This window comes from Pseudomonas sp. FSL W5-0203, from assembly GCF_001896155.1.
Lineage (GTDB): Bacteria > Pseudomonadota > Gammaproteobacteria > Pseudomonadales > Pseudomonadaceae > Aquipseudomonas > Aquipseudomonas paracarnis.
Genome location: NZ_MPOR01000031.1, coordinates 23,830 through 50,494, shown reverse-complemented (window position 1 = coordinate 50,494; position 26,665 = coordinate 23,830). Strand labels below are relative to the sequence as shown.

Below are 26,665 nucleotides of genomic sequence, written 5' to 3'. Positions count from 1 at the left end.
GAACGGCGTGCCATCGGTTTATGTCCCACAGACTAAGAGGCGGTGGACCACGGCTCAATGACTGAAACTGACAAGTTATTGATCCAAATGCACAGTGCCCCTTGGCAAGCCACGCCATGGGCCCTACCCTAGTCGCGAACCCTGCACCTGGTCTGTTGTCTGTTGCCCCATGCGTAAACTTCTAGCGTTCACCGTCATCATGGCCCTGGTTGCCTCCCTCGCCGCGTACTTGGTCTGGACCCAGGAGCGCCCCGTGGCGCATTACCTGTCCGACCTGCGCATCACCCTCGCCGTCAACGAGGGCGAACCGGCCGACCGGGGCAACCTGTTGGGCATCCAGCCGGAACTGTTCCCTGCCGATTACCAAAGCCTGGAACGCCTGCACCTGAAGCTGTCGGCCTACCTGCAAAATGCCCGGGACCTTGGGCTGATCAATGCCAAGACCGTGGTGGTGCTGCCGGAACATATCGGCACCTGGCTGATGCTCGGCGCAGAGAAGAATGAGCTGTACCAGGCCGCTCACCTCAAGGACGCCATGAACTGGCTGTCGATCAGCAACCCGCTGCAATTTGCCAAAGCCTGGATCAGCGCCACCGGCGACAACCGCATGGACGATGCATACCTGCGCATGAAAGCCCCGGCCATGGCCCGCGACTATCAAGTGTTGTTTGGCGGCCTCGCCAAAGAATTTGGCGTGACCCTGGTGGCCGGCTCCATCGCCCTGCCCAACCCAAGCGTGATCCAGGGACAACTGGAGATCGGCCACGGCGCGCTGTACAACGTCAGCGTGGTGTTTGCCGCCGACGGCTTGCCGCTGGGCCAGCCGCAGCGCCAGCTTTACCCGATCTACGATGAGCGTGGCTTTATCGAGCCGGGCGATGAGCATGTCGTCAACGTTGTCGACACCCCCGCCGGGCGCCTGGGCATCCTGGTCGGCAGCGACAGCTGGTACCCGGACAACTACCGCAAGCTCAACGAGCAAGGCGCGCAATTGATCGCGGTACCCGCTTTTGTCACCGGCCGCGATACCTGGGAGCGTCCGTGGCGCGGTTTCAAGAGCGTATCTACGCCCTCAGAAGTGAGCCTCAAGCCCGAAGAAACCAGTGAGGGCGCGGCCTGGCGTCGTCTTACCCTGATCAGCCAGCCACCTGTCAGCGAAGCCACCGCGGGCATGAGCGTCTTTCTGCGCGGGCAATTCTGGGACCTGGGCAGCGCCGGCCAGAGTTTTCTCAGCCGCAATGGGCAAGTCTTCGCCGATGGCGACGCCCGTGGTGCGCGCTTGCTGAATATCTGGCTGTAGCGCCTTGAAGCCGGTGCGCCTGGGGGATCTGTCGGTGGGCTTCGTGCACACCCTGGCCGACGCCATCCACAGCCACGGCCTGGACCCACAGCCCCTGCTGCTGCAATACGGCCTTGATCCAGCTCGCCTGGCTGAGGCCGGCGCACGCTTGTCGATCCCGCGCTACATGCGCCTGGGCCACGCGGCCATCCAACTGACCGGCAACCCCGGCCTGGGCCTGCGTATGGGCCAGCTCAGCCGCTTGAGCCAGGCTGGTCTTGCCGGCGTCACTGCCGCTCAAGCGCCTACAGTGCGCGAAGCGGCGCGCACGCTCACACGCTTTGAAGCGCTGTACGGCTCCAACTATCGCGGGCAATCAAGCTTTCATGAAGACGCTGAAGGCGCGTGGCTGCGGTTTTATTCCATCAGCCCCTATAACGCCTACAACCGCTTTGTGGTGGATTCGATCATCGCCGGCTGGCTGCAGCAATTGTCTGGCCTGGCGCAACAGCCGGTGCAGGCCCAGCGGATTGAAATCGAATTCGACGCGCCGGACTACCACGACCACTACAGGGTGTTGGGAGAGGGCGTGGTCCACTTCGGCGCCGAGGTCAATCAACTGCGCCTCAGCCAACCCACCCTGGCGCTGCGCAACCCGCAGCATTGCCCAAGCACCTGGCACCTGCTGCTACAGCTGTGTGAAAGGGAATTAGAGCAATTGACCCGCACCCGCAGCCTGCGCGAGCGCATTACCCGTTTGCTCGGGCCGATGCTCAATGGCGGCCGGGAACCCGACCTGGAGGAAGTGGCGGCACGCTTGAAGCTGCCAACCTGGACATTGCGGCGCAAACTGGCCGAGGAAGGCACGCAGTTTCGCGCGATCCTCAATGACACCCGTCGCGACCTGGCCATGACCTACATTCGCGATACGGAACTGGCGTTCGGCGAGATCGCCTACTTGCTCGGTTTTGCTTCGGCCCAAGCCTTCCAAAGGGCCTTCAGACGCTGGAACAACCAGACCCCAGGGGAATTTCGCCGCAGTCAGCGGCATTCCGCCTGAAGTCAGCGTTACAGCTCGGTGGCATCGTCGACCGGATCCAGCGGGTCCAATTCGAATGCCTGGTACTCCAGCAGCTCTTCCTGGTAATCGTCCATGGTGGACTCCTTTTCGTGTTGAAAGCGGTTGCAGATTAATGACCTGCGAACCCAGCCTAAAGTGCCGTCATGACGAAAAAATGTCGACGTCGTGACATTCCTGCTCTTCAGGATTAAACGTAGCGGCGATCACTGGATTTAACTTAACCGCAACCTCGGTCAAAATGTGGGAGCGGGCTTGCTCGCGAAAGCGGTGTGTCATTCAACACACCTGGCGACTGTTACGCCGTATTCGCGAGCAAGCCCGCTCCAACAGTAGAAGAGCATTGCGTTATTGCGCAGGCATCGGAAGCGGTGGAATCGCTTCTGTCGGGGCCGGCAAGGCAGGATCAGTCGGCGCCGGCGCAACCGGAGCGGGCTCTGTCACCGGTGCAATCGGTGCAGCCTCAGGTGGCGGCGCAAGCGGCTCTGCAGCGGCAGGCGCTACAGGCACCTCCTTCGGCGCTTCGACCTTCTCGGGTGCCGGAGCGGCCTTGGGTTCAGGCACGCCCAGGTCAGCCTTGGGCTGCTCGGGGATATGCTCGGCCTGCTTTACTTCCTGCGGCAGGAACACGTCCACCAACGCAAAGTAACGCTCGTAGAACTTCGGTGCCGAGACGGTCTCGCTTGCCACCTTCACCATCGAGTCGTCGGTGGAGCCAATCGGCATCGACACCGAGCCCAGCACGCCTACACCGAGGCTCGCGGAGTTGTTGACCTTCTTCAGCGCATAGCGGTCCTGCAAGGCATTGGCAAACATCGTCGAGTGATTGCTGCCCTTGCCATCAGCAGCGCACACCACATTGAAACTGATCTGCAGGTGGGTCTCGCCGGTCTGCTGGAAACTCTTGTTGCCGGCCACCAGTTTCGGATCGCTGCTGGTGATAATGTAGCCCTGGCTCAGCAGGGCACGGCGCGCAGCTTCACAGGCCGCCACATCGCTGACCGGGTAATCGCGGGAAAACGTACCGGAATCGTCGAAATTCTCATGTTCATAGATAGCGGTCTTGGGTGACGAGCAGCCCGCGGCGCCCGCCAGCACCAGCGCCAACCCGAGATTGCGCAAGTGAAATGATGTCGACATTGAAAATCCTGAAGAAAACGGTCCGGACGGTATTGTGCAACAGAACGCGACATTGAAGCGCGATTCCTGTCGGTAAAACATCTCAAGCTCAGACAGCGGCGTCAGTAGGAAAAAGCCCGGCGCACATATGATCGATAAAGGCCCGCAGCTTGGCCGAAGCATGGCGACTGGCCGGCCACAGCAACCAGAAACTGCCGCGATGTTCGAGGTGCTCATCCAGCACCCGTCGCAAACGCCCATGTTGTACGGCCTGGCTGACCATGTAGTCCGGCAGGCACGCAATGCCCAGTCCTTCTTGCACCACATGATTGAGGGACTCGATGGTGGTGCTGACCAGCGGTGCGCGCAGGTTCAGTTCCGCAGCCCCCGGGACAGGACGCAGTGGCCAGGGCTCCAGCTTGCCGGTGGCGCAGAATTTGTGCCGCAGGCAGGCGTGATGATTCAGGTCCTGTGGCCGATGGGGCGTACCATGCTGGTCGAAATAGCCGGGCGTACCGACGAGAACCAACTGGTAATGCCCTAGATGGCGCACCATCAAGCGCGAATCTTCTGGCTTGCCGGTGCGAATCACCGCGTCGAAGCCCTCCTCTATCACGTCCACCATGCGGTCGGAAAAATCCACATCCAACTCAATGTCCGGGTAGGCGCGCATAAAATCGCTGATCACCGGCATCAACAAGCCGCGCACTTGGGGCACACTGATCCGCAGCTTGCCGCGAGGGCTGGCAGTGACCTCAGTCAACTCCTGTTCGGCCGCCTCCAGTTCCGCCAGGATGCGCCGCGAACGCTCCAGGAACAGCGCGCCCTCGCTGGTCAGGGTGATACTGCGGGTGCTGCGATGAAACAACCTGACGCCCAGGCGCTCCTCCATCCGCGCAATGCTTTTACCCACCGCCGACGATGACACGCCCAGTACGCGGCCCGCAGCGGTAAAGCTGAGGGTTTGCGCGACCTGCACAAAAACCGAGAGGCTGCCCAGATTGTCCATGGTGATGCCTTTGCCGATTGCGGACATCAACGTCCGATAAGTTCGGAACCTTAGCCTGTTTTTCCGCGCCTCGCAGCCCCCTACCCTGGCTCCTTGCCCTTTCAAGGAGAGCGCCCATGAACGACAGTCCCCTATTGGTCGATACAGCGCCCCACGCTGAACGCCTGCCCCTGGCCGGTCTGCTGGCGTTGGCCTGCGCCGGCTTTATCACCATCCTGACCGAGGCGATGCCCGCCGGCTTATTACCGCAAATCGGTGCTGGGCTTGGGGTCTCCCAGGCCCTGGTCGGGCAACTGGTGACCCTCTATGCGCTCGGCTCGTTGCTTGCTGCTATCCCCCTGACATTGCTGACCCGGGGTTGGCGCCGGCGGCCGCTACTGTTGATCGCCATCGGCGGTTTTGCATTGGTTAACAGCGTCACCGCGTTCTCCAGCCACTATGGCTTGACCTTGGCTGCACGATTTTTCGCCGGTGTGTTCGCTGGCTTGCTGTGGGCCTTGTTGGCGGGTTACGCCAGTCGTATGGTCGCACCTCATCTGCAGGGCCGGGCGATTGCCGTGGCCATGCTGGGTGCGCCGCTGGCCTTGTCCCTCGGCGTGCCCGCCGGCACCCTGCTGGGCACGCTTGTCGGATGGCGCGCCAGTTTTGCCATCATGACTGGCCTGACCCTGTTACTGCTGATATGGGCGCGTTGGCAACTGCCGGATTTTGCCGGTGAACCGCCAAGCAAACGCCTCGGCTTACGTCAGGTACTGGCGTTGCCAGGCATCAGGCCGGTGCTCTGGGTGACCTTTACCTACGTGCTCGCGCATAACATTCTCTATACCTACATCGCCCCTTTGCTGGTGCCCGCCGGTATCGACCGCGAGATTGATCGCGTGCTGCTGGTGTTCGGCCTGATGGCCCTGCTGAGCATTTGGCTGGTAGGCATCTGGATTGATCAGCACCTGAGGCTGCTGACCCTCATCAGTTGCGCGATGTTCGCCGTTGCGGCCCTGCTGCTCGGACTATGGTTCAACTGCGTAGTCGCCATTTACGTCAGCGTGGCGTTGTGGGGGCTCGCCTTCGGTGGCCTCCCAGCGCTATTGCAAACCGCGCTGGCCAAGTCGGCTGGCAACTCGGCCGATGCCGCCCAATCGATGTTGGTTACGGTATGGAACCTGGGCATCGCCGGAGGTGGATTAGTGGGCGGGCTCTTGCTCGAACGTTGGGGCGTCGTGGCATTTCCATGGGCAGTTCTAGGATTGATCGTGTTGGCGCTGGGTGCAATCCGGGGTAAAGCGCTGCCCGCGCGATGACAAGTTTGTTTACAACTTATTCCTCACCTTCCTATCATCGCCCCTGGGTGCGTTGTTGCATAAAGCACGGCGCAGGTTAAAAGCCAAGCATTGGTCGGGCCGCCAATGGAGATTTGTCGTGCCTGATAAACACCCTGCCATCCCCCGCCCCCAGCGTTTGACTGAGGGCGCGCTGTCCGCCCTTCAGCGCTTTTCACACATCGAAGCCGTTAGCGGTATCGTGCTGCTGCTGGCCGCCATCGTCGCGCTGGTGTGGGCCAACAGCCCCGCCGCCGCGACCTACGAGCATTTCTGGAACACGCCCATCACCCTCGGGCTGGGCGATTACAGCGTGTCGCGCTCCCTGCATTTTCTGGTGAATGACGGGCTGATGACCATTTTCTTTCTGGTAGTCGGAGCCGAGATCCGCCAGGAAATCAAAGACGGCGCCCTCGCTAACCTGAAGCTGGCCACGCTGCCGTTGGGCGCGGCGTTGGGCGGTGTGCTGATGCCCGCCCTCATCTACACCCTGCTCAACCACGGCACCCCCGCCGCGAGTGGCTGGGCGGTCCCCACCGCGACCGACATCGCCTTTGCCGTGGGCGTGCTCGCGCTGCTGGGCAAATCGATTCCCAGTGGCGTGCGCATCCTGCTGCTGGCCTTGGCGATCATCGATGACATCGTGGCGATTCTGATCATCGCGATCTTTTTCACCGCCAGCCTCGACTACATGGGCTTGGTGATTGCTGTCGGCGGGCTGGCCCTGGTGTTGGTGTTCCAACGCATGGGCATCAGCAAGGCGGCGATCTACCTGCTGCCAGGCGCTATCGTGTGGTTTGGCCTGCTCAAGACCGGCGTGCACCCAACACTCGCCGGGGTGATCCTTGGCTTGATGACCCCCGTCAATTCCAAGCCCACCCGGGAACGCCCGCTGGAAACCATCGAACGCACCTTCAACGAGCTGATGGACCGGTTCTCGCAGCCAGCCGAAGGGGCCCAGCAAGTCGCCACGCCCCTCAAACAATTGCGCGAAGCTCAACGGGAAATACTGCCGCCAGTGCAGCGTGTTCAATCGGCGCTGCACCCCTGGGTCGCGTTCGGCGTGATGCCGCTGTTTGCATTGGCCAACGCCGGTGTGAGCCTGGACGGTTTCAATCTGGATGACCCGCTGGCCCACGGTGTGTTCATGGGCGTCATCTTCGCCCTGGTGCTCGGCAAGCCTCTGGGCGTGATGCTGGCGAGCCTGGCGCTGGTCAAGCTCAACATCTGCAAACTGCCTGACGGTGTGACCTGGACGGGCGTTGGCCTGGTAGGGCTGTTGGCGGGGATCGGTTTCACCATGTCGATCTTTATCTCGTCCCTGGCATTTTCCGACCCGGCCCTGCTGTCGGCTGCGAAGCTGAGCGTATTGGCGGCTTCAACCCTGGCGGCGGTGATCGGGTTGACGTGGGGCAAGCTCAAGTTTGCAGCCAAGAACGCCTAAAGCGCATTCAGCACTCACTTTATCAAGGGCAAAAAAAGACCCCGGCCTTTTCAGGTCGGGGTCTTTTTATTCAGGCCGGCATCAGTACTTCTTGATGTCTGCCTGGGTTTCCAGCTGCTTGCGGTAGGCCGCGAAGTCCTGCTGGCCAATACGGGAAGCGAGGAAGCGGCGGTATTGCGCCTTTTCTTCGTCCGTAGGGGCCGCCGCTTCGTTCACGCCGTTCAAGCGCACGATCATCAGGCTGCCATCGCGCAGGGTCACGGTGGTGAAGGTAGGCTTGTCCTTGGCCGCCGGCTTGGGCATGCGGAACAAGGCTTGCAGCACGGCCGGGTCGATAGACTCCTGACCACGGGTAGCCGCCTCAGTCACCTTCCAAGCCTGACCGTCAACCGGCTGGTCCAGCGCGGTCTTGCCATCACGCAGGCTGGCGATCAACTCGTCGGCACGGGCTTTGGCAGCAGCGCTTGCGCGCTCCTTGGTCATCTGGGTGCGAATGGCCGCCTCGACCTTCTCGAGCGGCAGTTGGGCCGGCTTGAGATGCTCCTTGGCACGCAGCACGATGATGGTTTCCGGGTCCAGTTCGATGGCGCTGCTGTTGGCACCTTCATCCAGCACTTCCGGGCTGAATGCGGCAGTGACCACGGCACGGTTGGCCGCTACACCTTCGCCACCTTCGCGGCCAAACGGCGCGGAAGTATGGACGGTCAGCTTCAGGTCAGACGCCGGCTGGGCCAGGTCAGAGGCTTCGAATGCCGCATCTTCCAATTGCTTGGTCGCTTCGACAAAACGCTGTTCAACCTGCTGTGCCTTGAGCTCGCGGGTCAGCTTGTCTTTCAGGCTGGCGAACGATGGCACTTCAGGCGCTTCAACGCCCAGCAACTTGATCAGGTGCCAACCGAAGGTGGTGCGCACCGGCGCCGACACCTGGTCTTGCTTCAAGCCGTACAAGGCGGTTTCGAAGTCCGGGTCGTAAACACCAGGGCCAGCAAAACCGAGGTCGCCGCCATTGTTGGCCGAACCTGGATCCTGGGAGAACTCCTTGGCCAGAGCTTCGAACTTCTCACCCTTGGCCAGGCGCGCCTGGATGTCTTCGATCTTGGCCTTGGCTTGCGCCTCGGTGACCTTTTCGTTGACTTCAATCAGGATATGCGCGGCACGACGCTGTTCAGCGAGGTTGGCGGTTTCCTTCTCGTAGGCAGCCTGCAGCTCATCGTCCTTAACAGTCACCTGGTCGAAGAAGGAAGACTTCTTCAATTCCAGATAGTCGATGACCACTTGGTCCGGGGTCATGAACTCTTTGGCGTGCTGGTCGTAGTAGGCTTTGACCTCAGCGTCGGTGAGTTTCACCGCCGCGGGATCAGCCTTGATGTTGACGGTGGCAAAATCGCGGGTCTGTTTTTCCAGACGGGCAAATGCCAGCACCTCGGCGTCGGTCACAAACCCGCTGCCGGCGATGCCTGCGCGAACCTGGCCGATCAGCATTTCCTGGGTCAGCATCTGACGGAATTGCATGCGGCTATAGCCCAGCTGGCGGATCACCTGGTCAAAGCGTTCGGCGTTGAACTTGCCGTCCACCTGGAATTCCGGCGTCTGCAGGATCACCTGATCCAGCGCAGCTTCCGAGAAGCCGAACTTGGAATCGGCAGCGCCTTGCAGCAGCAGCTTGCGATCGATCAGGCCCTTGAGGGCAGCATCGCGCAGCAGTTTTTCGTCGAGCAGGGAAGCATCGAAATCCTTACCCAACTGTTGCATCAGCTGGCGCCGTTGCATATCGACAGCCTGGCTCAGCTCGGTCTGGGTGATCTGTTCACCGTTGACCTTGGCCACGTCCTGCTTGTTATTACCCGAAGCCTGGAAAATGGCTTCGATACCGGTGAACGCCATCAAAGCGACGATGATCCCGATAATGGTCTTGGCAATCCAGCCTTGTGAATTGTCCCTGATATTTTGCAGCATGCGTCCCCCAGAAACGGTTGAACTTCAAAAATTAGGCAACCGTGGAGCGTGGGTAGAGTCCGGATAGAAGAAAGGCGCATCCGAGGATGCGCCTTCTCGTAACTGGCGGAGCGGACGGGGGTTCGAATCTGCACCCCCGGCGTGGCGACCCGATACGTGGGTCAGCTACCGCTCCGCTGCCAGGCCAGACCTGCGTCCGACCCGGGTAAGCAAAGGCTTGAACGAAGCTTAGTTAACGGCTTCTTTCAGGGCTTTACCGGCTTTGAAACCTGGTTTCTTGGCAGCAGCGATTTGCAGTGCTTTGCCGGTCTGTGGGTTACGGCCAGTGCGAGCTGGGCGGTCAGTCACAGAGAAAGTACCGAAGCCTACCAGTACCACGGAGTCGCCGGCCTTCAGAGCGCCAGTGACGGATTCGATTACTGCGTCCAGCGCACGGCCAGCAGCAGCTTTCGGGATATCAGCGGATGCAGCGATAGCATCAATCAGTTCCGACTTGTTCACTCTAAGTCCCCTTATATATCTATTGAGTATGATTCTAAGTTTTTTGGTAAAAAGCAAAACCAGTGCTGAATGGCCTACAGACACTTAAGAGCCGCTTTATAACAAGGGCTCTAAAAAGCTGTCAAGGAAGCCCCCCAGGCTCCAACACATTAATGCGTGCTAATTCTTTCCTTGGAATCGGACTCGCGTTTTTCGTCCTTCGCGACGATCTCCGGGGCCACATCCGGCAAGGGCTCCGGCGCGTATTGCAGCGCAATTTGCAGGACCTCGTCAATCCATTTAACCGGTTTAATCTGAAGATCCTGCTTGATATTGTCAGGAATTTCCTTCAAGTCGCGAACATTCTCTTCAGGAATGATCACGGTCTTGATTCCACCTCGGTGCGCAGCGAGTAATTTCTCTTTCAGACCACCGATCGCCAATACCTGGCCACGCAGGGTAATTTCTCCGGTCATCGCCACATCGGCGCGCACAGGAATGCCGGTCAACGCTGATACCAGCGCCGTGCACATGCCTACGCCAGCGCTAGGGCCGTCTTTGGGGGTCGCCCCTTCCGGCATGTGGATATGGGTGTCGTGCTTCTCGTGGAAGTCCAGCGGGATGCCCAGGCTGCGGGCGCGGCTGCGTACCACGGTCTGCGCGGCCGTAATGGATTCGACCATCACATCACCCAGGGAGCCGGTCTTGATCAACTGGCCTTTGCCCGGAATCACCGCCGCTTCGATGGTGAGCAATTCGCCACCCACCTGGGTCCACGCCAAGCCAGTCACCTGGCCGACCTGATCCTGCTGCTCGGCCAGGCCGTAGCGGAATTTCTTCACGCCCAGGAAGTGTTCCAGGGAATCGGCGACCACCTTCACAGAGAAGCGTTTTTCCAACGCGTGCTCCTTCACCGCCTTGCGGCAGATCTTCGCGATCTGGCGCTCAAGGCCCCGTACACCGGCCTCGCGGGTGTAGTAGCGCACGATGTCACGGATCGCCTCGACCTCGAATTCGATCTCGCCCTTCTTCAGGCCGTTGGCCGAAATCTGCTTGGGCGCCAGGTACTTGACCGCGATGTTGATCTTCTCGTCTTCGGTGTAGCCCGGCAGACGAATCACCTCCATCCGATCCAGCAAGGCTGGCGGAATGTTCATGGAGTTGGAGGTGCACAAGAACATTACGTCAGACAAGTCGTAGTCGACTTCCAGGTAATGGTCGTTGAAATTATGGTTCTGCTCGGGATCAAGCACTTCGAGCAAGGCCGACGCCGGGTCGCCACGCATGTCGCTGCCCATTTTGTCGATTTCATCGAGCAGGAACAGCGGGTTGCGTACACCCACTTTTGTCATCTTTTGAATCAATCTTCCTGGCATCGAACCGATGTAGGTACGGCGATGACCACGGATCTCAGCTTCGTCACGCACGCCACCCAAGGCCATGCGCACGAACTTGCGGTTAGTCGCGCTGGCAATCGATTCCGCCAGGGAAGTTTTACCCACACCTGGAGGCCCGACCAGGCACAGCACCGGACCGCGGATTTTTTTCACACGTTTTTGCACGGCGAGGTACTCAAGGATGCGCTCCTTGACCTCTTCCAAACCGTAATGGTCAGCGTCGAGGATCTCTTCAGCACGGGCCAAGTCCAGGCGCACCTTGGTCTGGGCCTTCCACGGCACTTGCACCAACCAGTCGATATACGAGCGCACCACAGTGGCTTCGGCCGACATTGGCGACATCTGCTTGAGCTTGTTCAGCTCGGCGGTGGCCTTGGTCAGGGCGTCTTTGGGCAGGCCAGCGGCATCGATACGCTTTTTCAGCTCTTCGATTTCGTTGTGGCCTTCCTCGCCGTCGCCGAGCTCCTTCTGAATGGCCTTCATCTGCTCATTCAGGTAGTACTCGCGCTGGCTACGTTCCATCTGCTTCTTCACGCGGCCACGGATGCGCTTCTCAACCTGTAACAGGTCGATTTCGCCATCCAGCATCGCCAATACGTGTTCGACACGGGCCGACAGGTCGATGATTTCGAGGATGTCTTGCTTCTGCTCGATCTTCAGCGCCATGTGTGCAGCCATGGTGTCGACCAGGCGGCTCGGTTCATCAATGCTGTTGAGCGAAGACAGGACTTCAGCCGGGACTTTCTTGCCCAACTGCACATATTGCTCGAACTGCGACAGCAGGCTGCGCACGAACACCTCGGATTCACGCTCCGGGGCTTCGACTTCTTCGATCAGCGCCACTTCCGCGCGCAGGTGGCCGTCCACCTCCATAAAGCGCTCTACGGCACCGCGCTGCTCACCTTCGACCAACACCTTGACGGTGCCATCGGGCAGCTTGAGCAATTGCAGGACAGTGGCAATGGTGCCGACGCGATACAGGGCATCTTCACCCGGATCATCATCAGCAGGATTCTTCTGGGCCAACAGCAGGATTTGCTTGTCGCCCGTCATCGCGGCCTCGAGGGCTTCGATAGACTTCTCGCGCCCCACGAACAGCGGGATAACCATGTGCGGATAGACGACGACATCGCGCAACGGCAGGAGAGGCAATTCGATGGTTGTCTTCATGATTTCGCCTCTATGACAGTTCAAAAATAAGCTTGAAACCAAGATGGGGGTTACATGCAAAAAAAACAAGCTCAATGCCAGTAGTTAAACGCATGAATACACGCGAATTTAACCACCGCCCTAAGAAACGCCCCCAAAGACAAGGGGCCCCTAGAGGCCCCTTGCTTGTACCGCAACTGCTGAACGCTTATGCGTCGGGTGCAGCCTTGGCAGCCGGCTCACTGTTTTCGTAGATATACAGTGGCTTGGACTTGCCTTCGATCACGCTTTCATCGATCACCACTTTACTCACCTCAGACTGCGAGGGGATTTCGTACATGGTGTCGAGCAACACGCCTTCGAGGATAGAACGCAGGCCACGTGCACCGGTCTTACGCTCCAGTGCTCGCTTGGCCACCGATTTCAGCGCGTCGGTACGGAACTCGAGGTCTACACCTTCCATCTCGAACAATTTGCCGTATTGCTTGGTCAGGGCGTTTTTCGGCTCGGTGAGGATCTGGATCAAAGCCGCCTCATCCAGCTCGTCCAACGTGGCCAGGACCGGCAGACGGCCAACGAATTCCGGGATCAGACCGAACTTGACCAGATCGTCAGGCTCGACTTCACGCAGGGACTCGCCCACCTTCTTGCCTTCTTCCTTGCTGCGCACTTCCGCACTGAAACCAATGCCGCCACGGGTGGAACGCTGCTGAATCACCTTCTCCAGACCGGAGAACGCACCGCCACAAATGAACAGGATGTTACGCGTATCAACCTGAAGGAATTCCTGCTGCGGATGCTTGCGACCACCTTGCGGCGGTACGGACGCAACCGTGCCTTCGATCAGTTTCAACAGGGCCTGCTGCACGCCTTCACCGGAAACGTCCCGGGTGATCGACGGGTTATCAGACTTGCGCGAAATCTTGTCAATTTCGTCGATGTAGACAATACCCATCTGGGCTTTCTCTACGTCGTAGTCGCACTTCTGCAGCAGTTTCTGAATGATGTTCTCGACATCTTCACCCACGTAGCCAGCCTCGGTGAGGGTGGTGGCGTCGGCGATGGTGAACGGAACGTTCAGCAGGCGAGCGAGGGTTTCTGCAAGCAGGGTTTTACCCGAGCCTGTAGGACCGATCAGCAAGATGTTGCTCTTGCCGAGTTCAACCTCATCACCTTTCTTGTCACGCTGGTTCAAGCGCTTGTAGTGGTTGTACACCGCTACGGCCAGAACCTTCTTTGCACGTTCTTGACCAATGACGTACTGGTCAAGGATGCCGCTGATTTCTTTAGGCGAAGGTAATTTATGCGCACTGCTCTCGGCCTGGGCTTCCTGCACCTCCTCACGGATGATGTCATTGCACAGGTCGACGCATTCGTCGCAGATAAACACCGAGGGGCCGGCAATCAATTTGCGTACTTCATGCTGGCTTTTGCCACAGAAGGAGCAATAGAGCAGCTTGCCGTTGTCCTCGCCGTTGCGGGTGTCAGTCATTCGTTCGATCCAAATCCGATAGGCTTGCAACACAAGATGAAGGCTTATGCGGGCTTTTTCAAGCCCGCCAGTGGTCGGACATGCCGACCAGCCCTATTTTGAGCGGCTTATATTAAGCGGGGCGCTTGTCGATCACTGCGTCGATCAACCCGTATTCCTTGGCGGCTTCAGCGCTCATGAAATTGTCACGGTTGGTATCGCGCTCGATTTCTTCCAGGGTGCGCCCGCTGTGCTTGGCCATCAGCGTGTTGAGACGCTCACGAATGAAGAGGATTTCCTTGGCGTGGATTTCGATGTCCGACGCCTGGCCCTGGAAACCGCCCAGCGGCTGGTGAATCATCACGCGCGAGTTCGGCAGGCAGAAACGCTTGCCTTCGGCACCCGCAGTCAGCAGGAAGGCGCCCATGCTGCACGCCTGGCCAATACAGGTGGTCGACACGTTTGGCTTGATGAACTGCATGGTGTCGTAGATCGACATGCCCGCAGTCACCGAACCGCCCGGTGAGTTGATGTAGAGATGGATGTCCTTGTCCGGGTTTTCCGCTTCAAGGAACAGCAATTGCGCACAGATCAGGTTGGCCATGTAGTCCTCTACCGGGCCAACCAGAAAGATCACTCGCTCCTTGAGCAGGCGCGAGTAGATGTCGTAGGCGCGTTCGCCACGAGCGGACTGCTCGACAACCATCGGGACCAGGCCGCCTGCGGCCTGGATATCAGAGTTCTGCTGAATATAGGAATTACGGAACATGCTCTGCAGTTACTCCCAAATAGTCATGTCTTGAAAACGCATAAGCCAGCGCGAGGCTGGCTTATGGTTGAATTTCCAACGAGTTGGACAATCAGTCGGCTTGTGCTGCTTCCGCCGGTTTGACTGCTTCTTCGTAAGAGACCGCTTTATCGGTCACCTTAGCCTTCTGCAGAACAGTATCCACAACTTGTTCTTCCAGCACAACCGAACGTACTTCGTTCATCTGCTGCTCATTCTTGTAGTACCAAGCCACGACCTGCTCAGGCTCCTGGTAGGCCGAAGCCATTTCCTGGATCATTTCACGAACGCGATCTTCGTCTGGCTTGAGGTCGAACTGCTTGACCACTTCAGCCACGATCAGGCCCAGCACAACGCGGCGCTTGGCTTGCTCTTCGAACAGCTCGGCCGGCAGTTGGTCAGGCTTGATGTTGCCACCAAACTGCTGAACCGCTTGAACGCGCAGACGATCCACTTCGTTGGACAGCAGGGCCTTAGGCACTTCGATCGGGTTGGCGGCCAGCAGACCGTCCATGACCTGGTTCTTGACCTTGGACTTGATAGCCTGGCGCAGCTCACGCTCCATGTTCTTGCGAACTTCGGTGCGGAAGCCTTCGATGCCGGTTTCCTTGATGCCGAACTGGGCGAAGAACTCTTCGTTCAGCTCTGGCAGCTTAGGCTCGGAAACGCTGTTGACGGTAACGGTGAACTCGGCGGCTTTGCCAGCCAGGTCCAGGTTCTGGTAGTCAGCAGGGAAAGTCAGGTTCAGAACGCGCTCTTCGCCGGCTTTGGCGCCAACCAGGCCGTCCTCGAAACCAGGGATCATGCGGTTGGAACCCAGCACCAGTTGAGTGCCCTTTGCGGAGCCGCCAGCGAAGACTTCGCCGTCAACCTTGCCAACGAAATCGATGTTCAGTTGGTCTTCGTTCTGGGCGGCACGGTCGGCCACTTCAAAACGAGTGTTCTGCTTGCGCAGGATTTCCAGCATGTTGTCCAGGTCCGAATCGGCCACTTCGGCGCTCAGACGCTCGATTTCGATACCGTCGAAACCGGCCACTTCAAATTCCGGGAACACTTCGAATACGGCAACGTATTCCAGGTCCTTGCCCGCTTCCAGGGACTTGGGCTCGATCGAAGGCGAGCCTGCCGGGTTCAGCTTTTGCTCGACAACGGCTTCGTAGAAAGAAGCCTGGATCACGTCACCTACAGCTTCCTGGCGCGCATCGGCACCAAAACGACGCTTGATTTCGCTCATCGGCACTTTGCCTGGACGGAAACCAGCGATCTTGGCCTTTTGGGCAGTCTGCTGCAGACGCTTGTTGACCGCAGTCTCGATACGCTCTGCCGGCACGGTGATGCTCAGGCGGCGCTCGAGAGCAGTAGTATTTTCAACAGAAACTTGCATGGATATTCCTCGTTGCACAGACATTAGCCGGCCATTTCCGACCCCAATCAAGGGCATGCATTCTAGTGGGTCAAACTCAAGAAGTCACCCTACTGAAAACACAGCGGAAAACAGCCGGCAATTTATCGGTACGAAAGCACTGAAGTACCTCGCCCCGGTGACAAATACAGCCAAATTGCGCCAGGGCTCTGCGCCGCCCCTCTCTATATATAGAAGGAACACGCATCCATCTCCCTGACGGCCCGCCCTGCGAACAGAGCGAGCAAGCAACGCGGCATCATCGAGATACACAAATACGACGACACGCCCTGCCGGGGCAGCCCAGCACCTGCGACCACCCAATCTCAAACCGCCAAAACCAAAAAAGGCGCCAGACTGTTAAATCTGGCGCCTTTCGAATATGGGGTGGACGAAGGGGATCGAACCCTCGACAACGGGAGTCACAATCCCGTGCTCTACCAACTGAGCTACGCCCACCATATTGCGTTAACAAAGAAACCAAACCACTTCTTTGTTGAGCCCTGCCCCGCCTGACGACCGGGAAAAGCTTTAATTGGTGCGGATGAAGAGACTCGAACTCTTACGCCTCGCGGCGCTGGAACCTAAATCCAGTGTGTCTACCAATTCCACCACATCCGCGCTTGAAGCTCTTAAAGCAAAGGCGCCAGACTGTTAAATCTGGCGCCTTTTCAGAATATGGGGTGGACGAAGGGGATCGAACCCTCGACAACGGGAGTCACAATCCCGTGCTCTACCAACTGAGCTACGCCCACCATATAGCGCTACTTGTGCCAAAGCTGCCTAATGGCGCACCCGGCAGGACTCGAACCTGCGACCATCCGCTTAGAAGGCGGATGCTCTATCCAGCTGAGCTACGGGCGCCTTATTAATCTGTACTCTTGGAGGATTACAAACTAAGTGCTTCCAGCCTTGCAGTACAACTATTCTGCTCGACCTTCTTAACCAGTGCTAGGCTGTGCCCGACAAGTGCGACGAATAGTATAGATGCCCCGGAAACCCGTCAAATCTTTTTTGAAAAAAACTGATTTTATTTAAGGGGTTAGGGCAATTTGCAGACCAAGCGCCTTTGCCCTCGCGCCTTGGCATGCGAGAATGCGCGCACTTTTCTTCCCCCTCTCGATGGTTAATCACGCGTAATGACTGCACAACTTATCGACGGCAAATCAATCGCCGCCAGCCTGCGCCAGCAGATCGCCAAACGAGTCACCGAGCGCAGCCAGCAAGGCCTGCGCACGCCTGGCCTCGCGGTGATCCTGGTCGGCAGCGATCCTGCCTCTCAGGTTTATGTCTCGCACAAGCGTAAAGACTGTGAAGAGGTCGGCTTTATTTCCAAGGCCTATGACTTGCCTTCGGACACCACTCAACAGGCCCTGACCGACCTGATTGACAGCCTCAACGATGACCCGAACATGGACGGCATCCTGCTGCAACTTCCACTGCCCGAGCACCTGGACGCCTCCAAGCTGCTGGAGCGCATCCGCCCGGACAAAGACGTCGACGGTTTCCACCCTTATAACGTCGGCCGCCTGGCCCAACGCATTCCCCTGCTGCGCCCATGCACCCCCAAAGGCATCATGACGCTGCTGGAAAGCACCGGTGTCGACCTGTATGGCCTTGACGCTGTGGTGGTGGGCGCATCGAACATCGTCGGTCGCCCGATGGCCATGGAGCTGCTGCTGGCCGGCTGCACCGTAACCGTCACCCACCGCTTCACCAAGGACCTGGCCGGCCACGTCGGCCGCGCTGACCTGGTGGTAGTCGCCGCCGGCAAGCCGGGCCTGGTCAAGGGTGAGTGGATCAAGGAAGGCGCCATCGTCATCGACGTGGGCATCAACCGCCAGGAAGACGGCAAGTTGGTGGGCGACGTGGTGTATGAAACCGCCCTGCCCCGCGCTGGCTGGATCACACCAGTGCCAGGCGGCGTCGGGCCCATGACCCGGGCCTGCCTGTTGGAAAATACCTTGTACGCAGCGGAAACCCTGCATGGTTAATAACCAGACGTAATGAAAAAGCCCTGCCTTAGCGCAGGGCTTTTTATTGCACGTAAAAAAACCGTTTTTTCTTAGTTTTTAAGCACTTTCGTCTGGTTCTAGAAGAACATTCGACAGTTCTTCATCCATACTCCTAAAATGTAACGCCATTTGTCACAAGATCCGTTCTACAACGGCATTTCCTTACTTTTTTAGCGAGTTCATCCGCGTGAAAATTCGTCTTTCTATTGTCAGCCTGTTTTTTGCTTTGGCAGGTACCTTCGCCCACGCCGCCGAAACCACCCTGGCCCCGCGTGACGCCTCCAAGCTGCAGATCGCCTCCGGCAGCGCCATGCTGGTCGATTTGCAGACCAATAAAGTCATTTATTCCAGCAACCCCGACGTGGTGGTACCTATCGCCTCGGTGAGCAAGCTGATGACCGGCCTGATCGTCCTCGAAGCCAAGCAGAATATGGACGAGTACATCGACATCAACATCACCGACACGCCCGAGATGAAAGGCGTGTTCTCCCGGGTGAAGATCGGTAGCCAGATGCCGCGCAAGGAAATGCTGCTGATCGCGCTGATGTCTTCGGAAAACCGCGCCGCCGCCAGCCTGGCCCACCACTATCCAGGCGGTTATTCGGCCTTCATCGCGGCGATGAACGCCAAGGCCAAATCCCTGGGCATGACCAGCACCCACTACGTGGAGCCCACTGGCCTGTCGATTCATAACGTCTCGACCGCCCGCGACCTGAGCAAGCTGCTGGCCTATGCGCGCAAGTTTCCGATGCTCAGCCAGTTGAGCACCACCAAGGAAAAGACTGTGTCGTTCCGCAAGCCCAACTACACCTTGGGCTTCTCCAACACCGACCACCTGATCAACCGCGCCAATTGGGATATCAAGCTGACCAAGACCGGCTTCACCAACCAGGCCGGCCATTGCCTGGTGCTGGTGACGAGCATGGGCAATCGCCCGGTGTCGCTGGTAATCCTGGATGCCTTTGGCAAGTTCACCCACTTTGCCGATGCCAGCCGTATTCGTAGCTGGGTCGAGACCGGCAAAGGCGGCGCCGTGCCGGATGTGGCGCTGCGTTACAAGGCCGATAAGAACCTCAAGAATCGAGCGACTGCTACGGAAGTACGTCGATAAACAGCGATTTTAGTGTGGGAGCGGGCTTGCTCGCGAATGCGGTGGGTCAGCCTAAGCATTCAGCGACTGACACTGCGCCTTCGCGAGCAAGCCCGCTCCCACATTTGAGTTTCACTTCTTCTCTGCCAACACCTTGAGCGCTTGGGCCGCCGCTTGCTCCTGCCCCGCCTGCGCCGTGGCGCTGGCCGCATCGCGCCAGCGCTGCGCATCCACGTTGGCCGGCAACTGGCTCGGGCGCTGGGTGAGGATGGCCCAATGGCCCGCGCCCTTCCACGCCGAATCGAAGTCGCTGAAGCTCATGCTCAATCGACGCTCCTTGCCTGAGCGCAACAGCACCGTACTTTTCTGCTGGTTGAACCCCACCACCACGACATAACGCGCCCCGGACCAATAGCTGGCGTTGATCCGCGCCATCACCGGGTAACCCGCCGCTATCTGGGCAAACACGGCGGTCAGCTTGGCGTCCAATGGGTACACCATCAGCCCATACTCACGCGCCAGCACCTGCATGTTGCGTTCAAGGTCCGCCTCGGCGCCGGGCAGGCGCAGTGGTTTATCAAGCAAACCCGGTGTCATGACAATGCCTTGTTGCGACAGCATGCTGGCAAGTGCCGCAGGACCACTCTGATAAGCCTCGCTGCGAAAGGTTGGCACGCCATTGAGTTCAACGCGCTCCGGCAAGCCTGGCAGTTTCGACGGGGTACTGGAACAGGCCGCCAGCCCAAGGGCAACGGCCAGCAGCAAGGAAGTTTTAAGGTTCGACCGTAAGCGCAATTTTTTCACTCTCTTGATCAACTGCCGGTAAAGGCCCCGATCATAGGGCGCCCCGCCCCGCCGGTATAGCCCACTGGCCCAGTAAAGCGGCGCTGATAGAGCAAACAAGTTGGACAGACTCGACCATTGGTCAATAGCAGGCAACCGCCGGCTGGCTAGACTGTCCATTGAGAAGACTGTGTGTGCCCCAAGTGGGCGAAAGGAGGCCCGAATGAGCCTTGCGACAACGATTTTCCTGTTGATCTGTGGTTGGCTGGCCGTCGCCGCCGCCATGCTATGGGGGGTCATGCGCGTGACGCGCCGGCATCATCATCCCCACGTCAAACCTGCTGAACCCGCCGAGCCACGCAAGACGACGGCGCATCACGCCTAGCCAGGCATGCAATTGAAGTCCTGGGTGGCGGCAATTTCCTTGCCGTGGCCGTCCTCAAGGGACGCACGCACCGTGGTGCCCAGGCTCGACTCCACCAGGGTATAGTGCTCACCTGCCTTGAAATGCTTGTACTCAATGCGGCCCTGGCAGTCCTGCTGGTTGTCATCACCCGGCTCGTCTTCAAATAAAGTCACGTCCAGGCGATGGTCCCCCGGGGTCACCTCAAAATAGCGCCCATCGTCCACCCGCTTACCATCGACACGCTCGGCCATCAGGTCATTCGGCGCTTCTTCCTGCAAGCCGATCCAGGCTTGGCTGGGGTCCGCCTTGGGGATCGGGCCGGCGCACGCCGACAACAAACAGACAAAGCCAAGGACGGGAACTAACAACAGTGGTTTGAGTGACATGACAGGGCTCCAAAGGGCAGATGTAAAAAGGGCGTATCCGATGGCTGACAAGCTTGATGAGCCGCCCTTCCTGGAACAAATGAATCCCTATGAAAGTATCTTCAGCCCTTGACTAAAACTTCCTTCACCTGGCTGAAAGGTGCGTGTTAGGTGGGTCGGTCAAGACTGCCGGGGTTTGCAATCCTGCTCTTCTCGGAGACTCACGCATGCTCGGGCTGGTAAAGACCGCACTGCACAAGCCGTACACCTTCATCGTGCTGGCTATATTCATCTGCATCATCGGGCCGATGGCGGCCCTGCGCACGCCCACGGATGTTTTTCCCGATATCGGCATTCCCGTGGTCGCCGTGGTCTGGCAGTACAACGGCCTGTCCCCGGACGCCATGGCCGGTCGGGTGATCTACACCTACGAACGCTCCCTGAGCACCACCGTCAACGACATCGAACATATCGAGTCGCAATCGCTGCCCGGCATGGGCATCGTCAAGATCTTCTTCCAGCCTGGCGTCGATATCCGTACCGCCAACGCCCAGGTCACGGCGGTGTCACAGACTGTGCTCAAGCAAATGCCACCGGGCATCACCCCGCCGCTGATCCTCAACTACAGCGCCTCCACGGTGCCGATCCTGCAAATGGCGTTTTCCAGCCCCAGCCTGTCGGAAGCCAAAATTCGCGACCTGGTGCAGAACAATATCCGCTTGCCCTTGAGCGCCCTGCCCGGCCTGGCCATGCCTACACCGATGGGCGGCAAGCAACGGCAAATCACCCTCGACCTCGACCCTCAGGCGCTGGCCGCCAAAGGCTTGTCGGCCCAGGATGTGGGCAATGCCCTGGCGCTGCAGAACCAGATCATCCCGGTGGGCACCGCCAAGCTGGGCCTCAACGAATACACGATCCTGCTCAATAACAGCCCCAAGGCCATCGATGAACTCAACGACCTGCCGATCAAGACGGTTGACGGGGCGCTGATCACCATCGGCCAAGTGGCCCACGTGCGCGACGGTTCACCGCCGCAAACCAATATCGTGCGGGTCGACGGCCATCGCGCCGTGCTGATGCCGGCGCTGAAAAACGGCAGCATCTCCACCCTGTCGATCATCGACGGTATCCGACAGATGCTGCCGCGCATCAACGAAACCCTGCCGCCGTCGCTGAAAACCTCGCTGCTGGGCGATGCATCGGCGTTCGTCAAGCAGTCGGTGGGCAGCGTGGCCCAGGAAGGCATCATTGCTGCACTGCTCACCAGTGCGATGATCCTGCTGTTTCTCGGCAGTTGGCGCTCGACCTTGATCATCGCCGCGTCGATTCCCCTGGCGGTGCTCTCGGCCATCGCGCTATTGGCTGTCAGTGGGCAAACCCTCAACGTCATGACGTTGGGCGGGCTGGCGTTGGCGGTGGGCATCCTGGTGGACGACGCCACGGTGACCATCGAAAACATCAACTGGCACCTGGAGCAAGGCAAGGCGGTGAAGGCCGCGATTCTCGACGGCGCCGCGCAAATCGTCGGCCCGGCGTTCGTCTCGCTGTTGTGCATCTGCATCGTGTTCGTGCCGATGTTTTTGCTGCAAGGCATCGCCGGTTACCTGTTCCGGCCAATGGCGCTGGCGGTGATCTTTGCCATGGCCAGTTCGTTCATTCTCTCGCGCACCCTGGTGCCGACACTGGCGATGTTTTTGCTCAAACCGCATAGGCCGGAGCCAGGCGCGGGGCATCATCCGGAAGATGCATTCATCAATCACCACGAGGGTGAACAACACCCGAAACCACGCAATGCGTTGCTGCAATCGGTGCTGAATTTTCAACAGGGATTCGAGCGGCATTTTTCCAATGTCCGCGACACCTACCATGGCCTGCTGACGCTGGCACTGGGCGCACGCAAGCGCTTCATTGTCGGGTTCCTGGCCTGCGTACTCGCGTCGTTCCTGTTGTTGCCGAGCCTGGGCCAGGACTTTTTCCCGGCCACCGATGCGGGTGCCTTGGCCCTGCATGTGCGCTTGCCACTGGGCACGCGCATCGAGGAAAGCGCCGCGGCGTTCGACCGCATCGAAGCGCGGATCCGCGAGGTCATCCCCGCCGAAGAGCTCGACACCATCGTCGATAATATTGGCATTCCGCTCAGCGGCATCGACATGGCCTACAGCAGCAGCGGCACCATCGGCCCGCAGGATGGCGATATTCAAGTCAGCTTGAAAACGCACCACGCGCCCACCGCCGACTATGTGAAAAAACTGCGCGAAGCCCTGCCGCAAAGTTTCCCCGGCAGCCACTTTGCGTTCCTGCCCGCCGACATCAGCAGCCAGATCCTCAACTTCGGCGCCCCCGCCCCGCTGGACGTCAAAATCTCCGGGCGCAATGACGCAGAAAACCGCGCTTATGCCGTCGAGCTTGAACGGCGCTTGCAGCATGTACCGGGGATTGCCGACCTGCGCATCCAGCAGTCCACCGGCTACCCCTCGCTGCAAGTAAACGTGGACCGCATGCGCGCTAACGGCCTGGGCATTACCGAGCGTGATGTTACCAACAGCATGGTCGCCTCCCTCGCCGGCAGCTCGCAAACCGCGCCGACCTTCTGGCTCAACCCGGCCAATGGCGTGTCTTACTCCATCGTCGCCGCTACCCCGCAATACCGTCTCGACAGCCTGCCGTCCCTGGAAGCGCTGCCGGTGACCGGTGCCGATGGGCAGGCGCAAATTCTAGGCGGCGTGGCGACTATTTCCCGGGTACAAAGCCCGGCCGTGGTGACCCACTACAACATCGAACCGACCCTGGACCTGTATGCCAACGTGCAAGGTCGCGACCTCGGCGGTGTGGCCCGCGATGTGCAAAAGGTGCTGGATGACACAGCGTCCATGCGCCCCAAAGGCGCGACCATCAGCCTGCACGGGCAGATCGATGCGCTGCATGAGGCGTTCAGTGGTTTGAGCTTCGGACTGCTCGGCGCGGTGGTGCTGATCTACTTGCTGATCGTGGTCAACTTCCAGTCGTGGGCCGACCCCTTTGTGATCATCACGGCGTTGCCGGCAGCATTGGCGGGCATCGTGTGGATGCTGTTCCTCAGTGGCACCTCGTTGTCGGTGCCAGCACTCACCGGGGCCATCTTGTGCATGGGCGTGGCCACCGCCAACTCGATCCTGGTGGTGAGCTTCTGCCGTGAGCGCCTGGCCGAACACGGCGATGCGTTGAAAGCCGCGCTGGAAGCCGGCTACACACGCTTTCGCCCGGTGTGCATGACCGCCCTGGCAATGATCATTGGCATGTTGCCCCTGGCGATTTCCGAGGAGCAGAACGCCCCGCTCGGCCGAGCGGTCATCGGTGGCCTGGTCTTCGCCACCGTCGCCACTTTGTTGTTTGTTCCCGTGGTCTTCAGCCTGGTCCACGGTCGTCATCCTACTCGCGCAACTGCTGGAGAAACGCCCCATGTCGCCTGATCAAAAACCCTCGCGCAAGCGCCTGATGCTCCTGGGTGTCGGTGGCCTGACGTTGGCTGCCTTGCTGGTCGCCAGCGGCCTGCACGCGCGTACGCTGCACGAGCAATCGGTCACTGCCTGGACCGAAGCCGCCGCCGTCCCCCAGGTGATGGTGTTCCAACCCAAGCCAAACGCCGGCGGTGACACCCTGCGCCTGCCCGCCCACCTGGAGGCGTGGAGCAAGGCGGCTATCCATGCGCGGGTGAGCGGCTACTTGAAGGACTGGAAAGTCGACATCGGGACCCAGGTCAAGACCGGGCAAATCCTCGCCGAAATCGACAGCCCCGACCTTGACCAACAACTGGCCCAGGCCCATGCGCGCCTGATCCAGCAACAAGCCAATGCACGCCTGGCAGCCACCACGGCGACCCGCTGGCAAAACCTGCTGGCCAGCCATTCGGTATCGCGCCAGGACGCCGATGAGAAAACCTCCAACGCCGCAGCCGCCAAGGCCAACACCGAAGCCGCTGCAGCAGACTATGCGCGACTGTGCGCCCTGGAAAGCTACAAGACCCTGCGCGCGCCGTTCGCCGGCACCATCACCGCCCGCAACACGGACATCGGCCAGTTGATCAAAGCCGATAACGCCAGCGATCCAGAACTGTTCAACATTGCCGACACCCACCAATTGCGCTTGTACGTGCCGGTGCCGCAGAACTATGCAGCGGTCATTCATGCGGGCCTTGAGGCCGAACTGACCGTCCCCGAGCACCCCGGCGAGCATTTCAAGGCACGCCTGATCGGTGACTCCACCGCCATCGACCGCCGCTCCGGCACCCTGCTGGCCCAGTTCGTCGCCGACAACCCCAACGGCGAACTGCTGCCGGGCGACTACGCCGAAGTCACCCTACCGATTCCGGCTGACACCCATGGCGTAAGCATCCCGGCCAGCGCCTTGATCTTCCGCGCCCAGGGCACCCAAGTTGCGGTGCTGGACGGGCGCAATCATGTGCACCTGCAAGACATTCATATTGGCCTGGACCTCGGCGAGCGCCTGGTGATCGACCAAGGCCTGAAGCCTGCTGACCGCATCATCGACAACCCGCCCGACGCCCTGCGCGAAGGCGACCCAGTGCAACTGGCCGCCGCCTCGGGAGGTGCGCATGCGCCCAAGGCTTAAGTCGCTGGCGGCACTGATGGTGCTGGCGTTGCAGGGTTGCTCGATGGCGCCCACCTATACGGTGCCGTCGATTGACCTGCCCGCCCACTACCGCGAACAAACCAGCGATGGCCCCTGGCACAGCGCGCAACCGTCAGACCAACTGGCGCCCCAGTGGTGGCAGCTCTACAACGATTCGCGCCTGAACGCGCTGCAGCAGCAACTGCTCAAGGCCAACCCGGACCTGGCCGCGGCGCTGGCGCACTTCGATGCGTCCCAGGCCTATGCCAGTCAACTGCACGCGGGCCTTTTCCCGCAAATCACCGCCAGCGCGCAACCGCTGCGCCAGCGTCAATCGAACTCACGACCGTTACGCGGTACTACACAGCCGTCGGTGTACAACAGCAATACCGCTGGGTTCTCCCTGGGATACGACCTCGACCTGTGGGGCAGAATCCGCAACCAGGTCGCCGCGGGCGATGCCCAGGCACAAGCGTCCTTTGATGATTTGGCGGTGGTGCGCTTGAGCCTCCAACAGCAGTTGGCGAGCCTGTATGTGCAGCTCAATGGGCTGGATGCGCAGCGCCGAATCCTGAGCACTTCGTTGCAAGACTTCAGCCAGGCGCTGCAACTGACCCGCAGCCGTTATGAAGGCCAGATTGCCTCGGAATTGGACCTGACCCGCGCGCAGAACCAACTGGCCGAAGCCAAGGCGCAGTTGGACGAAGTGCGTGGCCAGCGCAACCTCGCCGAACATGCCATCGGCGAATTGGTGGGCGTGACGGCCAGTGAGTTTTCACTGCCGCCCAGCTCGCAGTTAATGGCGTTGCCAGGCATTCCGGCGCAGTTGCCCAGCCACCTGCTGCAGCGTCGTCCGGACATTGCCGCAGCTGAACGTCGCGTGTTTGCGGCCAACGCAACGATCGGCGTGGCCAAGGCGGCGTGGTTTCCGGATTTCAGTTTGACCGGTGTGCTGGGCGGGCAGACCCAAGGTGTTGGCAACCTGCTGTCCGCCGGCAACCGGTATTGGGCACTGGGGCCGCTGATGAACCTGCCGATCTTCGACGGCGGGCGCTTGAGCGCCAACGAGCGCCAGGCCAAGGCCGAGTTCGAGGAGGCCGCGGCACAGTACCGTAGCCACGTATTGAAAGCCGTGCGCGAGGTGGAAGATAACCTCGCGCAACTGCGGGATCTGCAGCAGCAAGCCGAGGACGAGCAAGCGGCGGCAGAGGCGGCGCAACATACCCAGGCCTTGGCGATGAACAGCTATCAGGCCGGGGCAGTGAGCTATCTGGATGTGGTCACCGCCCAAACCGCCGCGTTGCAGGCACAGAGAACGTTGCAGGCGGTGCAGACCCGGCAGTTGCAGGCGAGCGTAGGGCTGTTGACCGCACTGGGCGGCGGCTGGCAGCCGGGTTAATGATCGTTCCCACGCTCTGCGTGGGAACGCCGCTCAGGACGCTCTGCGTCTGCCTCTAAAATCGTGACGCGGAGCGTCACAGGGTGCATTCCCACGCGGAGCGTGGGAACGA

20 protein-coding genes and 4 tRNA genes are annotated in these 26,665 nt (G+C 59.8%); 10 read left to right on the top strand and 14 right to left on the bottom strand.

Annotated features, from left to right (window positions below; all coding sequences use genetic code 11):
- The first annotated feature begins 169 nt into the window (after positions 1–169).
- Both BOP96_RS22395 and BOP96_RS22390 read left to right on the top strand, forming a co-directional pair.
- Positions 170–1,300 (top strand): carbon-nitrogen hydrolase family protein, encoded by a 1,131-nt coding sequence (locus BOP96_RS22395; RefSeq protein ID WP_019819478.1) that lies wholly within the window; start codon positions 170–172, stop codon positions 1,298–1,300.
- 4 nt (positions 1,301–1,304) lie between these two features.
- On the top strand, positions 1,305–2,339 hold the full coding sequence (locus BOP96_RS22390) for an AraC family transcriptional regulator (protein ID WP_019819480.1): 1,035 nt from the start codon (positions 1,305–1,307) through the stop codon (positions 2,337–2,339).
- A gap of 366 nt (positions 2,340–2,705) precedes the next feature.
- On the opposite strand, the gene BOP96_RS22385 is transcribed toward BOP96_RS22390, so the two are convergent.
- Complete coding sequence (locus BOP96_RS22385; protein ID WP_014718983.1) at positions 2,706–3,497, bottom strand: DUF2242 domain-containing protein; 792 nt, start codon at positions 3,495–3,497, stop codon at positions 2,706–2,708.
- Between the two features lie 88 nt (positions 3,498–3,585).
- Positions 3,586–4,485, bottom strand: coding sequence for a LysR family transcriptional regulator (locus BOP96_RS22380; RefSeq protein ID WP_175563009.1), 900 nt, complete (start codon positions 4,483–4,485; stop codon positions 3,586–3,588).
- Positions 4,486–4,601: 116 nt separating this feature from the next.
- On the opposite strand from BOP96_RS22380, the gene BOP96_RS22375 reads away from it, so the two are divergent.
- Together BOP96_RS22375 and nhaA are read left to right on the top strand one after the other, a co-directional pair.
- Positions 4,602–5,783 carry an MFS transporter gene (locus BOP96_RS22375; protein ID WP_072433880.1) on the top strand — a complete coding sequence of 394 codons (1,182 nt, stop codon included), beginning with the start codon at positions 4,602–4,604 and terminating at the stop codon, positions 5,781–5,783.
- 118 nt (positions 5,784–5,901) lie between these two features.
- Positions 5,902–7,245, top strand: coding sequence for a Na+/H+ antiporter NhaA (gene nhaA / locus BOP96_RS22370; RefSeq protein ID WP_073454064.1), 1,344 nt, complete (start codon positions 5,902–5,904; stop codon positions 7,243–7,245).
- 81 nt (positions 7,246–7,326) lie between these two features.
- Here the strand turns inward: nhaA and BOP96_RS22365 are convergent, their stop codons facing one another.
- From BOP96_RS22365 to BOP96_RS22320, 10 genes are all read right to left on the bottom strand, one after another.
- The gene (locus tag BOP96_RS22365) at positions 7,327–9,201 is read right to left on the bottom strand and encodes a SurA N-terminal domain-containing protein (protein WP_073454062.1); all 1,875 of its coding nucleotides are present in this window, start codon (positions 9,199–9,201) and stop codon (positions 7,327–7,329) included.
- A gap of 228 nt (positions 9,202–9,429) precedes the next feature.
- The gene (locus tag BOP96_RS22360) at positions 9,430–9,702 is read right to left on the bottom strand and encodes an HU family DNA-binding protein (RefSeq protein WP_003174819.1); all 273 of its coding nucleotides are present in this window, start codon (positions 9,700–9,702) and stop codon (positions 9,430–9,432) included.
- A 149-nt stretch (positions 9,703–9,851) separates the two neighbouring features.
- Positions 9,852–12,248 carry an endopeptidase La gene (gene lon / locus BOP96_RS22355; RefSeq protein ID WP_003192252.1) on the bottom strand — a complete coding sequence of 799 codons (2,397 nt, stop codon included), beginning with the start codon at positions 12,246–12,248 and terminating at the stop codon, positions 9,852–9,854.
- Between the two features lie 187 nt (positions 12,249–12,435).
- Positions 12,436–13,719: an ATP-dependent Clp protease ATP-binding subunit ClpX gene (gene clpX, locus BOP96_RS22350; RefSeq protein WP_003192254.1), complete on the bottom strand. Its 1,284-nt coding sequence runs from the start codon at positions 13,717–13,719 to the stop codon at positions 12,436–12,438.
- Between the two features lie 112 nt (positions 13,720–13,831).
- Positions 13,832–14,467, bottom strand: coding sequence for an ATP-dependent Clp endopeptidase proteolytic subunit ClpP (gene clpP / locus BOP96_RS22345; RefSeq protein WP_003192255.1), 636 nt, complete (start codon positions 14,465–14,467; stop codon positions 13,832–13,834).
- A gap of 91 nt (positions 14,468–14,558) precedes the next feature.
- The gene (gene tig, locus BOP96_RS22340; protein WP_014718988.1) at positions 14,559–15,869 is read right to left on the bottom strand and encodes a trigger factor; all 1,311 of its coding nucleotides are present in this window, start codon (positions 15,867–15,869) and stop codon (positions 14,559–14,561) included.
- A gap of 401 nt (positions 15,870–16,270) precedes the next feature.
- Positions 16,271–16,346 (bottom strand) — tRNA-His (locus BOP96_RS22335).
- Between the two features lie 77 nt (positions 16,347–16,423).
- A tRNA-Leu gene (locus BOP96_RS22330) sits at positions 16,424–16,508 on the bottom strand.
- Between the two features lie 58 nt (positions 16,509–16,566).
- Positions 16,567–16,642, bottom strand: a tRNA-His gene (locus BOP96_RS22325).
- Positions 16,643–16,674: 32 nt separating this feature from the next.
- A tRNA-Arg gene (locus tag BOP96_RS22320) sits at positions 16,675–16,751 on the bottom strand.
- A 275-nt stretch (positions 16,752–17,026) separates the two neighbouring features.
- Between BOP96_RS22320 and folD the strand changes: the two genes are divergently transcribed.
- On the top strand, positions 17,027–17,881 hold the full coding sequence (gene folD, locus BOP96_RS22315) for a bifunctional methylenetetrahydrofolate dehydrogenase/methenyltetrahydrofolate cyclohydrolase FolD (protein WP_014718989.1): 855 nt from the start codon (positions 17,027–17,029) through the stop codon (positions 17,879–17,881).
- Between the two features lie 208 nt (positions 17,882–18,089).
- A complete protein-coding gene (gene pbpG / locus BOP96_RS22310; RefSeq protein ID WP_014718990.1) occupies positions 18,090–19,013 on the top strand; it encodes a D-alanyl-D-alanine endopeptidase in 924 nt (307 codons plus the stop codon).
- 111 nt (positions 19,014–19,124) lie between these two features.
- Here the strand turns inward: pbpG and BOP96_RS22305 are convergent, their stop codons facing one another.
- The gene (locus BOP96_RS22305) at positions 19,125–19,787 is read right to left on the bottom strand and encodes a cysteine peptidase family C39 domain-containing protein (protein ID WP_073454074.1); all 663 of its coding nucleotides are present in this window, start codon (positions 19,785–19,787) and stop codon (positions 19,125–19,127) included.
- A gap of 211 nt (positions 19,788–19,998) precedes the next feature.
- On the opposite strand from BOP96_RS22305, the gene BOP96_RS30170 reads away from it, so the two are divergent.
- A complete protein-coding gene (locus tag BOP96_RS30170) occupies positions 19,999–20,160 on the top strand; it encodes a hypothetical protein (RefSeq protein WP_003192266.1) in 162 nt (53 codons plus the stop codon).
- Here the strand turns inward: BOP96_RS30170 and BOP96_RS22300 are convergent.
- Entirely contained in the window at positions 20,157–20,567 is a 411-nt protein-coding gene (locus BOP96_RS22300; RefSeq protein WP_003192269.1) for a PA0061/PA0062 family lipoprotein, read from the bottom strand. The two genes, BOP96_RS30170 and BOP96_RS22300, sit on opposite strands and share 4 nt — an antisense overlap.
- A 206-nt stretch (positions 20,568–20,773) precedes the next feature.
- Here BOP96_RS22300 and BOP96_RS22295 point away from each other — a divergent pair, with 206 nt between their 5' ends.
- The 3 genes from BOP96_RS22295 to BOP96_RS22285 are packed head-to-tail and all read left to right on the top strand — an operon-like array spanning position 20,774 to position 26,553.
- The gene (locus tag BOP96_RS22295; protein WP_038450587.1) at positions 20,774–23,995 is read left to right on the top strand and encodes an efflux RND transporter permease subunit; all 3,222 of its coding nucleotides are present in this window, start codon (positions 20,774–20,776) and stop codon (positions 23,993–23,995) included.
- Complete coding sequence (locus BOP96_RS22290) at positions 23,985–25,154, top strand: efflux RND transporter periplasmic adaptor subunit (RefSeq protein WP_073454061.1); 1,170 nt, start codon at positions 23,985–23,987, stop codon at positions 25,152–25,154. Before BOP96_RS22295 ends, BOP96_RS22290 begins: the two co-directional genes overlap by 11 nt.
- Positions 25,138–26,553 carry an efflux transporter outer membrane subunit gene (locus BOP96_RS22285; RefSeq protein ID WP_073454059.1) on the top strand — a complete coding sequence of 472 codons (1,416 nt, stop codon included), beginning with the start codon at positions 25,138–25,140 and terminating at the stop codon, positions 26,551–26,553. The genes BOP96_RS22290 and BOP96_RS22285 overlap by 17 nt, the downstream gene beginning before the upstream one ends.
- Positions 26,554–26,665 lie beyond the last annotated feature (112 nt).